15 protein-coding genes are annotated in these 14,719 nt (G+C 41.7%); 14 read left to right on the forward strand and 1 reads right to left on the reverse strand.

The features are described 5' to 3' along the window. The first annotated feature begins 11 nt into the window (after positions 1–11). Genes pstC through H8S37_RS16695 form a run of 6 tightly spaced genes read left to right on the forward strand, consistent with a single transcriptional unit; the run spans position 12 to position 5,214 of the window. Positions 12–905, forward strand: a complete 894-nt coding sequence (gene pstC / locus H8S37_RS16670) for a phosphate ABC transporter permease subunit PstC (protein WP_186877192.1) — start codon at positions 12–14, stop codon at positions 903–905. Continuing rightward, positions 898–1,758: a phosphate ABC transporter permease PstA gene (pstA, locus tag H8S37_RS16675; protein ID WP_186877193.1), complete on the forward strand. Its 861-nt coding sequence runs from the start codon at positions 898–900 to the stop codon at positions 1,756–1,758. The genes pstC and pstA overlap by 8 nt, the downstream gene beginning before the upstream one ends. Positions 1,759–1,771: 13 nt before the next feature. Further along, positions 1,772–2,521 (forward strand): phosphate ABC transporter ATP-binding protein PstB, encoded by a 750-nt coding sequence (gene pstB, locus H8S37_RS16680; protein WP_186877194.1) that lies wholly within the window; start codon positions 1,772–1,774, stop codon positions 2,519–2,521. Between the two features lie 3 nt (positions 2,522–2,524). After that, positions 2,525–3,181: a phosphate signaling complex protein PhoU gene (gene phoU, locus H8S37_RS16685; RefSeq protein WP_186877195.1), complete on the forward strand. Its 657-nt coding sequence runs from the start codon at positions 2,525–2,527 to the stop codon at positions 3,179–3,181. 25 nt (positions 3,182–3,206) lie between these two features. After that, positions 3,207–3,887, forward strand: coding sequence for a response regulator transcription factor (locus H8S37_RS16690; RefSeq protein WP_186877196.1), 681 nt, complete (start codon positions 3,207–3,209; stop codon positions 3,885–3,887). Next, positions 3,877–5,214 (forward strand): sensor histidine kinase, encoded by a 1,338-nt coding sequence (locus H8S37_RS16695; protein ID WP_186877197.1) that lies wholly within the window; start codon positions 3,877–3,879, stop codon positions 5,212–5,214. The genes H8S37_RS16690 and H8S37_RS16695 overlap by 11 nt, the downstream gene beginning before the upstream one ends. Here H8S37_RS16695 and H8S37_RS16700 read toward each other — a convergent pair. Next, a complete protein-coding gene (locus tag H8S37_RS16700; protein ID WP_186877198.1) occupies positions 5,209–6,048 on the reverse strand; it encodes an AraC family transcriptional regulator in 840 nt (279 codons plus the stop codon). The two genes, H8S37_RS16695 and H8S37_RS16700, sit on opposite strands and share 6 nt — an antisense overlap. 120 nt (positions 6,049–6,168) lie before the next feature. On the opposite strand from H8S37_RS16700, the gene dapF reads away from it, so the two are divergent. From dapF to H8S37_RS16740, 8 genes are all read left to right on the forward strand, one after another. Continuing rightward, complete coding sequence (dapF, locus tag H8S37_RS16705) at positions 6,169–7,026, forward strand: diaminopimelate epimerase (protein WP_186877199.1); 858 nt, start codon at positions 6,169–6,171, stop codon at positions 7,024–7,026. 194 nt (positions 7,027–7,220) lie between these two features. Then, complete coding sequence (locus H8S37_RS16710) at positions 7,221–7,697, forward strand: Panacea domain-containing protein (protein ID WP_186877200.1); 477 nt, start codon at positions 7,221–7,223, stop codon at positions 7,695–7,697. 2 nt (positions 7,698–7,699) lie between these two features. Continuing rightward, positions 7,700–8,641 carry a hypothetical protein gene (locus tag H8S37_RS16715; protein WP_186877201.1) on the forward strand — a complete coding sequence of 314 codons (942 nt, stop codon included), beginning with the start codon at positions 7,700–7,702 and terminating at the stop codon, positions 8,639–8,641. Between the two features lie 235 nt (positions 8,642–8,876). Further along, positions 8,877–9,245: a GntR family transcriptional regulator gene (locus tag H8S37_RS16720; RefSeq protein WP_186877202.1), complete on the forward strand. Its 369-nt coding sequence runs from the start codon at positions 8,877–8,879 to the stop codon at positions 9,243–9,245. 12 nt (positions 9,246–9,257) lie between these two features. Next, on the forward strand, positions 9,258–11,690 hold the full coding sequence (locus H8S37_RS16725) for an ATP-dependent Clp protease ATP-binding subunit (protein WP_186877203.1): 2,433 nt from the start codon (positions 9,258–9,260) through the stop codon (positions 11,688–11,690). A gap of 141 nt (positions 11,691–11,831) precedes the next feature. Continuing rightward, positions 11,832–12,245, forward strand: a complete 414-nt coding sequence (locus H8S37_RS16730) for an endosialidase (RefSeq protein WP_186877204.1) — start codon at positions 11,832–11,834, stop codon at positions 12,243–12,245. A 78-nt stretch (positions 12,246–12,323) separates the two neighbouring features. Beyond that, positions 12,324–13,688 (forward strand): DNA repair protein RadA, encoded by a 1,365-nt coding sequence (radA, locus tag H8S37_RS16735; RefSeq protein ID WP_186877205.1) that lies wholly within the window; start codon positions 12,324–12,326, stop codon positions 13,686–13,688. A 50-nt stretch (positions 13,689–13,738) separates the two neighbouring features. Beyond that, a complete protein-coding gene (locus H8S37_RS16740) occupies positions 13,739–14,152 on the forward strand; it encodes an acyl-CoA thioesterase (protein WP_186877206.1) in 414 nt (137 codons plus the stop codon). The last annotated feature ends 567 nt before the right edge of the window (positions 14,153–14,719 follow it).

Here is a 14,719-nt window from a genome sequence, read left to right on the forward strand (position 1 = left end):
GAAACGAAAATATGAAATCGAAAGCATGGACTGAGAAATTCATGCAGGGAGTGTTCTTCATTGCCGCCTGCGCTTCGGTGCTGGCGGTAGCTCTCATTTGTGTATTTTTATTTGCAAATGGCGTCCCTGCAATGAAAGAGATTGGATTTGTAGAATTTATTACAGGAAAAATGTGGAAGCCGAACAATGACTTGTACGGTATTTTTCCAATGATTATAGGAAGCTTGTATGTGACGGCGGGAGCCATTGTGTTCGGTGTGCCTATTGGGATTCTGACCTCTGTTTTTATGGCAATGTACTGTCCGAAAGCGATTTATAAGCCCTTGAAAGCTGCGACAGAGCTGCTGGCCGGTATTCCTTCGGTTGTGTATGGCTTCTTCGGTCTGGTTGTTCTGGTGCCCTGGATACGGGAATTTGGAAGAACCTTGAAGCAGGCGGGAATCACAGATTCTTCAGGGAATGGAAGTGGAATACTGACGGCATCTCTGCTGCTCGGTATGATGATACTTCCGACGATTATCGGGACGACAGAGAGTGCGATTCGGGCAGTTCCGGAGCATTACTATGAAGGCGCGCTGGCGCTCGGAGCGACCCATGAGAGAAGTATTTTTACTATAGTGATTCCAGCGGCAAAGTCAGGAGTGATCGCAGGGATTGTGCTTGGAATCGGGCGTGCGGTAGGAGAGACAATGGCAGTAATTATGGTAGCGGGAAACCAGACATGGATACCGGAAAGTCTGCTAAAGGGTGTACGTACACTGACTGCGAATATTGTAATTGAGATGGGATATGCTACCGGCCTGCACAGAGAAGCATTGATTGCAACAGGAGTGGTACTGTTTGTATTTATTTTGATTATAAATTTCAGTGTTGCTCTGTTAAAGAGGAGGTCAGAACATGAGTAATCGAATAACAATGGGAGAAAAAATGAAAACGTACCTGAAACATCCAGGATCCCTTATACTTATGCTGCTGGTTATGCTTGCGGCAGTTCTGACGTTTATCGTACTGCTGTTTCTGATTGCGTATATACTTATAAATGGCGTACCGCATATTAAGCCTTCTCTATTCTCCTTACATTATACGTCGGAGAATGCCTCTTTGATGCCGGCATTAATCAATACAATTATTATGACATTGCTATCCCTTCTGGTAGCCGTCCCTTTTGGAATTTTTTCCGCGATCTTTCTTGTGGAATACGCAGGAAGAGGAAATAGATTCATAGGAGTAATCCGTCTGACAACAGAGACACTTTCTGGAATTCCTTCGATTGTGTACGGTTTGTTTGGAATGTTGTTTTTTGTCAATACATTGGAATGGGGATTTTCCCTTCTTGCCGGTGCGTTCACCCTCGCAATTATGATACTTCCACTGATTATGCGAACGACAGAGGAAGCGCTAAAGGCTGTACCAGATACATACAGGGAGGGGAGTTTCGGAGTAGGAGCAGGAAAACTGCGGACAGTATTTCGAATTGTACTTCCTTCCGCGATTCCGGGTATTTTGGCCGGTGTGATTCTCGCAGTAGGAAGGATTGTAGGAGAAACCGCCGCGCTTATCTACACAGCGGGGACTGTGGCGAAGGTGCCGTCTAGTGTGATGGGCTCCGGACGTACCCTCGCAGTACATATGTACAATCTGTCAAGTGAAGGCCTTTATATGGATCAGGCATATGCGACGGCTGTGGTACTGCTTGTTCTGGTAGTAGGAATCAATACACTGTCGAGTGTGGTTGCAAGAAAATTGACAAAAGCATAGAAAGGTATAAAAAATGGGAAAAATTAGTGTTAAAAATCTAGATTTATATTACGGGGACTTTAAGGCCTTAAAAGGAATAAATCTGGAGATAGAGGCGAATAAAATCACGGCGTTTATTGGGCCGAGTGGCTGCGGGAAATCTACACTTTTAAAATCTATTAACCGGATGAATGATCTGGTAGAGGGATGCCGCATTGAAGGGGAGATCCTTTTGGATGGAGAAAATATCTATAAAGGAATGGATGTGAACCTTTTGAGAAAAAGAGTGGGGATGGTATTTCAGAAACCAAATCCATTTCCAATGAGTATTTACGATAATATTGCATATGGCCCGCGTACACATGGGATTCGTTCTAAGTCCAAATTAGATGATATTGTAGAGAAATCTCTTAGAAATGCGGCAATCTGGGAGGAATGTAAAGACCGTCTGAAAAAAAGCGCTCTTGGCATGTCGGGAGGCCAGCAGCAGAGACTCTGCATTGCACGTGCCCTGGCGGTGGAGCCGGAAGTTCTTTTGATGGACGAACCAACCTCGGCTTTGGATCCGATTTCTACGTCTAAAATTGAAGATCTTGCTATGGAATTAAAAAAAGATTATACTATTGTCATGGTGACGCATAATATGCAGCAAGCTGTGCGGGTATCAGACAATACGGCGTTTTTCCTGCTGGGAGAGGTTGTGGAATACAACGACACAGAGAAATTATTTTCGATACCGGCAGATAAGAGGACAGAAGATTATATTACAGGGAGGTTTGGCTAAATTATGCGGAATCGTTTTGACAGACAATTACAGTTGTTGGATGAGCAGCTTACTCATATGGGCGAGCTGTGCGAGGTTGCAATTGCAAAGGCGACAGATGCTTTGCAGCAGGGAGATGTAGAACAGGCGAAGGCAATTATGGCGGCGGATGAAGAGATAGACCAGATGGAAAAAGACATAGAGAGGCTTTGCCTGAAGCTTCTTTTACAGCAACAGCCGGTTGCGAAGGATTTAAGAAGAATTTCTGCTGCGTTGAAGATGATTACAGATATGGAACGGATCGGGGATCAGACATCAGATATTGCAGAGATTGTAATTTCTTCGAACCAGGTGACAGAGGTTGACATCAAAAAAATCGGTGTTATGGCGGCTGCCGCAAGCAAGATGGTACGTGAAAGTGTAACGGCATATGTACAAAAGGATCTGGAGCTTGCCAGAAAGGTAATGCTGGAGGATGATACGGTAGACAGTTACTTTAATGAAATCAGGGATGAAATGATCTCTTATATTAAAGAGGAGCAGGGACATAACGGCGGTAAGATTTTTGATCTGATTATGGTGACAAAATATCTGGAGCGTATCGGAGATCATGCAACGAATATTGCGGAATGGGTAGAATTTTCTATTACAGGCGTACATAAAGACGGAGCCAGAATTTAAAAGCAAATTGAAGGAGAGGATAAAGATGATATATTGCGTGGAGGATGATGACAACATCCGCGAACTTGTAATATATACACTGGAATCCACCGGACTAAAGGCAAGGGGCTTTGCTGAAGGAACAGCGTTTATGGAGGCTTTGGCGTTTGATACGCCAGAGCTTATTTTGCTTGATATAATGCTGCCCGGTGAAGATGGGCTTACCCTTTTAAGGAAGCTGAAGGGCTCTGCGAAAACAAAGGATATTCCAGTGATTATGGTGACGGCGAAAGGGGCGGAGTACGATAAGGTGATCGGGCTGGACTCCGGAGCAGATGATTATGTGGCAAAGCCGTTTGGAATGATGGAGCTGGTGTCCAGGGTCAAGGCAGTGCTTAGAAGAAGCGGGCAGGTTCCAGACAAGGCAGACTTAGAAATCGGCGGAGTGCTTATGAATGTCAAAAAGCACGAAGTAACGGTGGACGGAGAACCGGTGACACTGACACTAAAAGAATTTGAGCTTTTGGAAAGGCTGATGCGCAATCAGAATATTGTGTTGACAAGAGATCAGCTTTTAATGGATATATGGGGATACGATTTCGACGGGGAGACAAGGACAGTGGATGTACATATCCGGACTCTGCGCCAGAAATTAGGAGACAAGGGCTGGATTATAGAGACAGTAAGAGGAGTCGGTTACAGAGCAGGAGGAATGAATGAAGCGTAAAATCCAGAGAAGCATGGTATTTGTTCTTACAGGGACATTGATTCTTTTTTATATTCTTCTGGCAGTGCTTTTATACAATAGGAACTTACAGCTCTTGCAATCAGAGGTACAGCAGGAGGCGCAGTATATTCGGACAGCAATCAATATCTCGGGAACACAGTACCTTGAAAAAATGGATGAAGTAGACTTAAATACACGTGTAACTCAGATTGATAAAAACGGAGCTGTTCTTTATGATTCTAAAAGTGCAGGAAAAACAGAGGAAAATCATAAGGAGCGCGCAGAGGTAAAAGAGGCGCTGGAAAAGGGATACGGGGAGGACATAAGGATGTCCAGCACAGTAAAACAGGAGTTATATTATTATGCGCTTCTTTTGGATGACGGCACAGTTCTGCGTGTAGCCAAGACAATGGACAGTCTGGTTTACACGGCGTTAAATGTACTTCCTTTCATGGGTGTGCTGATGGTGGTTATGATACTGGTTGCACTGGTGCTCGCAAAATGGCAGACAGCGCGTTTAATTAAGCCGATAAATGAATTAAATCTGGAAAAACCGCTGGAAAATCCCATTTATGAGGAGCTGACACCCTTTCTGGAGGCAATGGACAGGCAGAACAAGGAAAAGGAAGCTGTTGCAAACATGAGAAAGGAATTTTCAGCAAATGTGTCCCATGAACTGAAAACTCCGCTTACTTCTATTTCCGGATATGCAGAGATTATGAAAAACGGTATGGTCCGTCCCCAGGATATGCCTGCATTTTCAGAGCGTATTTATAAAGAGGCAAGGCGTCTGATTACTCTGGTGGAGGATATTATCAAATTGTCTAAATTAGATGAGGAATCAGTAGAAATCGAAAAGACGGAAGTAGATTTATTTGAATTGTGCAGAGAAATTGTAAGCCGTCTTGCGCCGCAGGCAGCCGGTAAAAAAGTTCGTCTGGCTGTAACCGGGGAGCCGGTGAAATATTTTGGAATCCGGCAGATATTAGATGAAATGATTTACAATATCTGCGAGAACGCAATTAAGTATAATGTAGAAGGCGGTTACGTAGATGTCTGGGCGGGCAATACGCTGGAAGGCCCTAAAGTAGCTGTGACAGATACCGGAATTGGCATTCCAAAAGAACATCAGGAACGCATCTTTGAGCGCTTCTATCGCGTCGATAAGAGCCATTCAAAAGAGACAGGAGGAACCGGACTGGGCTTATCGATTGTAAAACATGGCGCTCTGCTTCATGGCGCACATGTGACAGTAAGCAGTACGGAAGGGAAGGGGACAAGGATGGAGATAAAATTTCCCAGAGAGAAGGAAGCTGCCCTGTTATGATTTGCGGAGAGAACGAGGCGTTTCATGGAATTGTGCCTTATAGGCCCTTAAAAATGCGGAGTAATCACGAAAACCACAGGAAAAACAGGCCTGTGTAACTGAGCTTCCTTCATAAATCAGATCTCTTGCCAGCAGAAGGCGGCGGTAGTTGATATAAGCTCCGATGGTGTAGCCTGTCTCAGCTTTAAACAGGCGCATCATATAATATTTACTGATATAGAAGGTTTGAGAGAGCAGATCGATGTTGAGAGGTTCTGTCAGATGGGCGTGGATATAGTGCAGAATATCCAATATTTTTTCATTACACAGTTCTGTATTTAGAAATTCAATTCTATTTTTGACAGCAGCACGGTTTAAATGAATCATAAATTCTAAAAATAAGACTTGACGGTACAGATCGTTTGCATATTCCGTATCAGAGAAGGAATGTTCCAGTCTGCCTGCTATTTTAAAAAGAGTGCTCTTTTCGAGAGAAGGGATACGCAGGACATTGGAATGTTCCTCTTTTGCTTTTTGAAAACAGTAACCCAAATCGTAGTCATCCGTATGGTAAGCATGGATAAAAGACGGTGAGATATACATGATAATTCTTTCATAAGGGACAGCGGGATCTGCCAGAATCCGGTGAATGTCATTTCGGTTTACCAGAACAATATCATACGGTTTTAACGGATAAGTCTTTCCTTCTATATAGTATTGAACATTTCCTTTGATAAAAATAGTGATTTTATGAAATTCATGGTAATGAAACTCAAATTCTTTCTGTACAATATCTGTAAGATGAAAAAGGCGAAAATCACTGTTTAAATATCCGCGTTTGTTATAGTTTGACATGAAAGACCTCCAGAAGGCTGTTTTTTCTATTATAGAGCATTATTTGCAATATAGAAAGCATAATATTAGTATTATATGAAAAAAATGCCTGATATAATAAAAACAATAGGAGGTGCGAGTATGAAAATACAATTGGAAAGGTATCATGGACTTGGCAATGATTATTTAGTATATGACCCGAATAAAAACGAAATGGAACTAAATAAACGGAATGTAAAAGCACTGTGTAACCGAAATATGGGGCTTGGCGCGGACGGGATTTTGGAGGGGCCGCTGCTGGGAGCAAAACAGATGGCAGTGCGGATATGGAATCCGGACGGGAGCATTGCAGGGAAGAGTGGCAACGGTGTGCGCATATTTGCAAAGTACTTAAAGGATGCGGATTATGTCCAGAAGAAGAATTATCTGCTGAAGACAGATGGCGGCATGGTGGAAATTACTTATTTAAACGAAGTGGGCAGCAGACTGCGGGTTTCTATGGGAACCTTGAGTTTTCTAAGTAATGATATCCCGGTTATTGGAGAACAGCGTGAAGTTATCAATGAAGATATGGTATTTGGGAAAAATCTATATCCTGCAACGTGCGTGTCCATTGGGAATCCGCATTGTGTCATACCGATGAAGGAAATCTCCCGGGAATTAGTATGTAAAATTGGGGAATATTCTGAATGTGCGCGGTACTTTCCTGAAAGAATCAATACAGAGATTATGCAGGTGACAGACAGTGAAAACATTTCAATTGAAACCTACGAAAGAGGAGCAGGGTATACGATGGCAAATGGAACCGGCGCATGTGCGGCAGCAGGGGTTGCATATAAGCTGGGGTTAAGCGGCAGCAAGGTTGTGGTGCATATGCCGGGAGGCAGCCTGCAGATAGAAATAGATGATAACTGGAAAGTCTATATGACGGGAGAAGTATTCTATGTAGCAGCAATTGTTTTGGGAAGTGAATTTTCTGAACAGCTTAGGAACTTATAAAAATAAAGAATAGCGACCGTATTGCCCTATATACACCAACGCTAAGAAAGACTTAGGGCAAATGAAAAAGTAGAAAATAAGATATAGGGTATTGTGCCGCAGTTAAAAATCCGATATAATAGATAAAAGAGAACGTATGTTTCGAGAATCTGTAAAGCGGTATCACTTATCAATTTGGACACAGAAGGTGAAATATGGCATATAAAGTAATGGATGTTGCAAGGTATGTAATTAATTACTGCAATAAAAAGAAGTATGAAATTTCAAATCTGAAGCTACAAAAGCTTTTGTATTTTATACAAGCGGATTATTTATCCGACAGAGAGGGTTTCCCCTGTTTTGATGAGGAAATCCAGGCGTGGAACTTTGGGCCGGTAGTACCGGAGGTCTACCATGAATTTAAAGCTTATGGAAGCGGTCAGATTCCCAGTGTAGAAAGCTACAATTATGTGGATTTTGAAAATATGGAATTTGGAAGAAGAAAATATGATGAAACAGTTTTAAGAGCAGAAGACAGGCAGCGTATCGCGCAACTGGTAGATGGATTATCCGAATATTCTACGACTACACTTGTAAATATTACGCATAACCAGCTGCCATGGATAAAAGCATATACCGGTGAACACAATTCAATTATAGAGAAAAAGGATATAAGGGAATACTTTTTATAATTATGGATAATGTTGAGAAACTATTAAGAAGAACCGAAAAAGAAGACTTTGTTCTTCAGAAATCTCAAGGGGCGTACAGTAATAAAAAGCTTCTCTTGGGTGAGATTTGCAAATCGTTAAGTCAGGATACAGCCCTTTATAAGCCAGAACAGACGATTGCGCTGTTAAGACAGTATATAACGGAGGAAGAGAGGTTTCTTTATTCTGAATTAAGTAACTATATTTATTCTTTAGGAAACGATGGAACAGGCACATTTATTACGAACCTGGAAAGTCTGGCGGAATCTGTAGAGCAGATAGATGAAAAACAAGAAAATGTAGATATAAGAAATATTACCTTTAAACTGTATGATCATTGTCAGCTGGCGATAGCACAAAGCCGGAATCTGCTGAAAGACAAGGTGGATTTTCAGAAAATGATTACAGACAACCTCAGCGATGTATATGATGATTTTGATAAACGTGTAGACAGGGCAAAAAGGGATATAAATACGCAGCTGGTTTCACTGGTAGGTATTTTTACTGCATTAGCTTTTTTGATTTTCGGTAGTATTAATTCGTTAGATAATATTTTCCAGAGCTTGCAGTCTCTGTCTATTTTGAAGTTAATGATGACCGGATGTATCTGGGGAATTGGCGTCTTAAATCTTATTTTCATATTTTTGTATTTTGTGGCAAAAATTACAGGAACAGAAATAAAGACAAATTTAAGCAGAGATGCTAATTTTATTCAAAGGTATCCGTTTACATGCTGGAGTAATTTGATTCTTATAACAATATTAGGAATATGTGGATGGTGTTATTATATTGACAGCAGCAATATAGGAAGCTGGTTTATCGAGTTAAGCAACACATACCAAATATTGATATGCATAGGCGGATTTGTGATTATAGGGCTTATATTTTTATTTACAGCAGGCTATATAGTTTATAAATGCAAATGATGAGGGCAACCCTTAAGTCATTATGTGACTTTTGGGATACCCTCATAAATTTATGCTAGCGTCAGTGTACAAGGGGCAACACGCCTCAAATTTGTCCTTCATCGACCATATTGCCCCTTGTACACTGACGCTGTTTTCCGGAAATGTAAAAGGATGACAAAAAATAAATTTGCGGTTTGAAAAATTGCTGTCTTGTGCTATTATATCTATAACAATGTGATGAGGAGAATAAAATATGCTGATAGAGATAGATTTTAACAGTGAAGAGGCAATTTATATACAGCTGCGCAATCAAATTATCATAGGAATTGCCACGGCTAAAATGCAGGAAGGGGATTCACTGCCTTCTGTACGGCAGCTTGCAGATACCATCGGTATCAATATGCATACGGTAAATAAGGCATACAGCGTTTTAAAACAAGAAGGATTTATCAGCCTGGATAAACGGCGCGGCGCAGTCATTGCATTGAATATAGATAAAATAAAGACAATGGAAGAAATAAAGTACCAGATGCGTATTATTCTTGCAAAGGGAAGATGTAAGAATATTTCCCGAGAGGAGATACATACTCTGGTAGATGAGATTTTTGATGAATATGAATAACAGGAGGAATATATGCAAAATCAATATACAAAACAGGCGCAGAGCGCGCTTAGGTATGCAAAAGCGATGGCGCGCAAATTAAAGCATCCTTACGTCGGTACTGAACATCTTCTGCTCGGGCTTCGAAATGAATATACAGGGGTGGCAGGACAGATTTTGTCTTCAAATGGAGTAGATGAAGAGAAGATATTACGGCTGATGGATAAATTGATTTCTCCGGAGACAGACGTTTTAAAAGGGCAATACCCAAAGGAAAGCCCTCGGTTAAAATATATTCTGGAAAACAGCGAAAGAGAGGCACAGCGGCTTCATACCAGAGAGATTGGTACAGAGCATTTGCTGTTGTCCATGATACGTGATGTAGAGTGTGTGGCGACGCGCGTGCTGATTACCTTGAATATCAATCTTCAAAAGATTTTTCAGGATATTATGACTGCTGCGGGGATGGATGCAAAGGAGTACCAGGAAGAACTACAGGAAGAGACAAAAGGAAAAGGTTCTATGCTGGAACAGTTTGGAACAGATTTGACCCAGCGGGCATTGGAAGGACGCCTGGATCCGGTTGTTGGGCGCGAGGAAGAAATCTATCGTCTGATGCAGGTGCTTGGAAGAAGAACGAAGAACAATCCTTGTTTGGTAGGAGAGCCGGGAGTAGGAAAGACAGCGATCATTGAAGGGCTGGCACAGAGAATCGCAGCAGGCATAGTTCCAGAGATAATGAAGGGCAGGAAGATTTATACCCTGGATCTTCCAGGAATGATTGCAGGCTCTAAATATCGCGGAGAATTCGAGGAACGTATGAAGGGGCTGATTGCGGAGGTAGAGGCCAGCAGGAATGTCATTTTGTTTTTGGACGAAATTCATACGATTATCGGTGCAGGAGGCGCAGAGGGAGCGATTGATGCATCGAGTATATTAAAACCCTCTCTGGCGCGCGGAGAGCTCCAGTTAATTGGAGCTACTACGATTGCAGAATATAGGAAATATATTGAGAAAGATGCGGCGTTAGAACGGAGATTTCAGCCTGTGTCAGTAGAAGAACCTACCAAGGAGCAGTGTCTGGAGATTCTCAAAGGATTAAAAGAGAAGTACGAAAGGCATCACCGCGTTCGTATAACAGAGGAAGCGTTAAAGGGTGCTGTACAAATGTCGGAGCGCTATATAACGGACAGGAATCTTCCGGATAAAGCGATTGACGTATTAGATGAAGCGTGCTCCAGAATCAGTCTGAAGGGATACAAAGTTCCGGAAAATCTGCATGAGACAGAAGAAGCTGTACGCAGTCTTATCAAACAGAAGGAAGAGACAATCAAAGAAGGGAAATTTGAAGAAGCCGCTTTGATTCAGGAGAGGCAAAGAGAAGCAGAAAAAAAATTAGAGGGAATAAAAAAGCGTTTTGAAAAGAAAAGCTCTGGTTTGCATCCGGCTGTGGTAGAACAAGATATTGCAGAGGTCGTCTCTGTCTGGACTAAAATACCTGTTCAGAAGCTGGCACAGAGTGATACGCAGCGTCTGCAGAAATTAGAGCAGGAGCTGCATAAGAGAGTGATTGGTCAGGACGAAGCAGTCAGCGCAGTTGCACGTGCAGTGAAAAGAGGAAGAGTAGGGTTAAAAGATCCAAAACGGCCGATTGGTTCTTTTTTATTCCTGGGGCCCACAGGAGTAGGAAAAACAGAGCTGTCCAAAGCGCTTGCGGAGGCTTTGTTTGGAAACGAAGAATCTATGATTCGGGTAGATATGTCAGAGTACATGGAGAAACATTCGGTGGCTAAGATGATTGGCTCGCCTCCGGGATATGTAGGGCATGAAGAAGGGGGCCAATTAAGTGATCAGGTGAGAACACACCCCTATTCCGTTATATTATTTGATGAAATAGAAAAAGCACATCCAGATGTGTTTAATATACTGCTGCAGGTTTTAGATGACGGTCATATAACGGATTCACAGGGAAGGAAAGTAGATTTTTCCAATACAGTGATTATTATGACTTCCAATGCAGGAGCCAAAGCAATTGTAGAACCAAAGAAGCTGGGATTTGCTGCGAAAGAGAATCCGGCGGATGACTACAAACGAATGAAGCAAAATGTAATGGATGAAGTAAAACAAATTTTCCGCCCTGAGTTTTTGAACCGTATCGATGAAATTATTGTATTCCATGCACTGGATAAATCCCATATGAAGAAAATCGTTTCTCTTATGTGCAGAGGCTTTGCAAAACGTTTGAAAGACCAAATGAATATGGAGCTAAAGCTGCGTGAGTCTGCAAAGAAATATATTGTTGAAAAAGGAACGGACGCCAAATATGGTGCAAGGCCGCTGCGCAGAGCGATACAGACAGAGCTTGAGGATAAACTCGCCGAGGCAGTCTTAAATGGAGAAATAAGAGAAGGGGATTCTATAGAAGCGGGAGCGTCTAAGAAAGGAATTCAGTTTTATCAAGTATAGAAATTCTCACTATAAATGATTCATTAGCAGAGCAAAAAATCAGTAGAAAATTGAGACATTTTATTATATAATGAATAAGAAATAGAAGCAGGAGTGCTTCGTGAACAGAAGATATGCAAAATACCTAGGAGGATAAGGAAAATGGCAGCAGTAAAAGAGTTATTACGCTCGGAAGAAGACGGAACACTTAGTTTTGGGGATTATACATTACAATCCAAGACAAAACTAGACAATTTCGAATTTGAAGGCGATATTTATAAAGTAAAAACATTTTCTGAAATTACAAAATTAGAAAAAAATGGAATGTTTGTTTATGAATCGGTGCCAGGAAGCAGTGTAGAAAGATTCAAAGAAACAGATACAGGCGTGATGTTTGAAGTGACTGCGCCGGAAGATGTACAGTTTACCCTGGAGCTGGAGCCGGAAAGCGAATATGAAGTGTGGATCAATGATAAATCTTCCGGTAAGATGAGGACGAATTTAAGCGGAAAGCTAAGTGTAAGCATTGAGTTAAGCGCGGAAGAGAGTGCACAGATAAAAGTTGTAAAATGTTAAGAGAAAACAGAAATTTGGGGTGGATGTGGGGCATCCACCCTAATTTAATGGAGTAAATGTAAGAGGAAAGGATGAAATATGGCAAAGGGAAGCAAAAGTATATTTTTTTGCCAAAATTGTGGGCATGAGGAGGCAAAATGGCTGGGGCAGTGCCCGGCGTGCGGTGAATGGAACTCCTTCGTAGAAGAAAAGATAGGCACCGGAATCAGCAAGGGAAGTACAGTGTCAGCGAGGACGGTAAGAGACGCAGTTCCGGTTTCACTCTCCAAAGTAAGCGCTTCAGATGATGTGCGGATTGAGACAGAGATTAGGGAACTGGATCGGGTTTTAGGAGGCGGCATCGTGCCAGGGTCGCTTGTTCTGGTGGGAGGAGATCCGGGGATTGGAAAATCGACACTTCTGCTGCAAGTTTGCCAGAGACTGGCAAAGATGAAGAAAATTCTTTATATTTCCGGAGAAGAATCCCAAACTCAGATAAAACTACGGGCAAACCGGATGGGAGAATTTGCAGAGAACCTTCTTCTTTTATGTGAGACGAATCTGGGTATTATCCGAGCAGTAATTGAAAAAGAAACGCCGGAACTGGTTATTATTGATTCTATACAGACGATGTATAGTGAGGAAGTTACGTCTGCACCTGGCAGCGTATCCCAGGTCAGAGAATCTACAAATGTATTTATGCAGCTTGCGAAGGGATTGTGTATTCCTATCTTTATTGTAGGACATGTTACAAAGGAAGGGACGGTAGCGGGTCCCCGGGTTTTGGAACATATGGTAGATACAGTACTTTATTTTGAGGGAGACAGGCATGCGTCTTACCGTATTTTGCGGGCAGTAAAAAATCGCTTTGGCTCCACAAATGAAATCGGCGTATTCGAAATGCGTCAGGAGGGATTGAAGGAAGTAGAAAATCCATCAGAGTACATGTTAAGTGGAAAGCCAGAAAATGCTTCCGGTTCCGTAGTAGCATGTTCAATGGAAGGAACGCGGCCTATTTTGATAGAAATACAAGCTTTGGTATGTAAAAGCAACTTTGGAATGCCAAGAAGGACGGCGGCAGGATGTGATTATAATAGGGTGAATCTGTTAATGGCAGTTTTAGAAAAACGGATTGGGCTTCCACTGTCTAACTATGACGCTTATGTCAATATAGCAGGAGGAATAAGAATGAATGAACCTGCAATCGATTTAGGAATTGTGATGGCATTGGTGTCCAGCTATAAAAACAGGCCAATAGATGAAAAAGTAATTGTCTTTGGAGAAGTTGGACTTAGCGGGGAAGTGCGTGCAGTGAATATGCCGGAACAACGTGTGGCAGAAGCGAAGAAGCTTGGGTTCGAAACCTGTGTACTTCCTTGTGTTTCTCAGAAAATGGTAAAAGAGATAAAAGGAATTAAAATTGTAGGAGTAACGACAATCAGTGACGCAATGGACTTTATTTAAGCTGGCAGTTGTATCAAATAAAGGCTACTTAAAGAAGGGAGAGAAGAAGTATGTTTGAATATAATAGGACGGCAAAATACCATGAGACAGACCAGATGGGAATTATACATCATTCAAATTATATAAAATGGATGGAAGAGGCGCGGATTGAAGCCATGAATCAGATGGGGTATCCATACCGCAGATTTGAAGAGGAGGGCTTTATCAGTCCGGTGCTTGCCGTAAACTGTGAGTATAAAAAAAGCGTATGTTTTGATGAAAAGGTGAAAATTAAAGTGTTTCTTAAAGAAATCGGACGAGTAAAATTTACTTTGGGATATGAAATATATAATCTGTCTCAAGATAACAGGTTAAGCGCAGTTGGCAGCAGTACGCATTGTTTTTTGAAAAAAGGGGGAAGACCTGTTCTGATAGATAAGGAGATGAGTGAGTTTGCAGCAGCGCTCCAGAAAATGAATGTGTGAAAAAGAGAAAGAAAAGTAAGGTTATTGGATAGAGAAAGTGCTGACGGGCTCTTTTATAAACAGTAAAAATAGAGTTAGAAAAATCGGGAAAAGAAATGAAATTGTTTGAATTGTCTGAAATAAATAAAATGTAGAAAAAATATTGACAATTGAAGGGTGATATGATAATCTAAGAAAGCTGTCGCGAAAGAGAGAAGAAAGCGGCGGCGAAAAAAGAAGAAAAAAGTTCTTGACAAGTGATAACGGCTTTGGTAATATAAAGAAGTTGTCGCTGGGAAGCGGGAACAAGAAGCACCTTGAGAACTGAACAATAGACAACAATCCTTGAAAATTCTAAGAGAGAAATTTTCGAACGGTCTGTATAGAATACAGACGAACCAAGAACAGTAAAAGGATAAGAATTGGCTAGAGGTTAATTCTGGTCCGGGCAAACAAAAAGAAGCTCCGGCAGTTCTAAACATGTGGGAAACCGCGTTAAGAACATGGGGAGCGCAAACGAACAAGAGGCTTTTAAAGACGAAGCCAAAGTTCTACATGCGAGAGTTTGATCCTGGCTCAGGATGAACG

The sequence above is a fragment of the Mediterraneibacter hominis genome (assembly GCF_014287475.1).
Lineage (GTDB): Bacteria > Bacillota > Clostridia > Lachnospirales > Lachnospiraceae > Mediterraneibacter > Mediterraneibacter hominis.

Coding starts and splice junctions, on each gene's coding strand:
- pstC (WP_186877192.1), top strand. CDS start 12: ATGAAATCGAAAGCATGGACTGAGAAATTCATGCAGGGAGTGTTCTTC.
- pstA (WP_186877193.1), top strand. CDS start 898: ATGAGTAATCGAATAACAATGGGAGAAAAAATGAAAACGTACCTGAAA.
- phoU (WP_186877195.1), top strand. CDS start 2,525: ATGCGGAATCGTTTTGACAGACAATTACAGTTGTTGGATGAGCAGCTT.
- H8S37_RS16740 (WP_186877206.1), top strand. CDS start 13,739: ATGTTTGAATATAATAGGACGGCAAAATACCATGAGACAGACCAGATG.
- H8S37_RS16690 (WP_186877196.1), top strand. CDS start 3,207: ATGATATATTGCGTGGAGGATGATGACAACATCCGCGAACTTGTAATA.
- H8S37_RS16700 (WP_186877198.1), bottom strand. CDS start 6,048: ATGTCAAACTATAACAAACGCGGATATTTAAACAGTGATTTTCGCCTT.
- radA (WP_186877205.1), top strand. CDS start 12,324: ATGGCAAAGGGAAGCAAAAGTATATTTTTTTGCCAAAATTGTGGGCAT.
- H8S37_RS16695 (WP_186877197.1), top strand. CDS start 3,877: ATGAAGCGTAAAATCCAGAGAAGCATGGTATTTGTTCTTACAGGGACA.
- H8S37_RS16730 (WP_186877204.1), top strand. CDS start 11,832: ATGGCAGCAGTAAAAGAGTTATTACGCTCGGAAGAAGACGGAACACTT.
- H8S37_RS16710 (WP_186877200.1), top strand. CDS start 7,221: ATGGCATATAAAGTAATGGATGTTGCAAGGTATGTAATTAATTACTGC.
- H8S37_RS16720 (WP_186877202.1), top strand. CDS start 8,877: ATGCTGATAGAGATAGATTTTAACAGTGAAGAGGCAATTTATATACAG.
- pstB (WP_186877194.1), top strand. CDS start 1,772: ATGGGAAAAATTAGTGTTAAAAATCTAGATTTATATTACGGGGACTTT.
- H8S37_RS16715 (WP_186877201.1), top strand. CDS start 7,700: ATGGATAATGTTGAGAAACTATTAAGAAGAACCGAAAAAGAAGACTTT.
- H8S37_RS16725 (WP_186877203.1), top strand. CDS start 9,258: ATGCAAAATCAATATACAAAACAGGCGCAGAGCGCGCTTAGGTATGCA.
- dapF (WP_186877199.1), top strand. CDS start 6,169: ATGAAAATACAATTGGAAAGGTATCATGGACTTGGCAATGATTATTTA.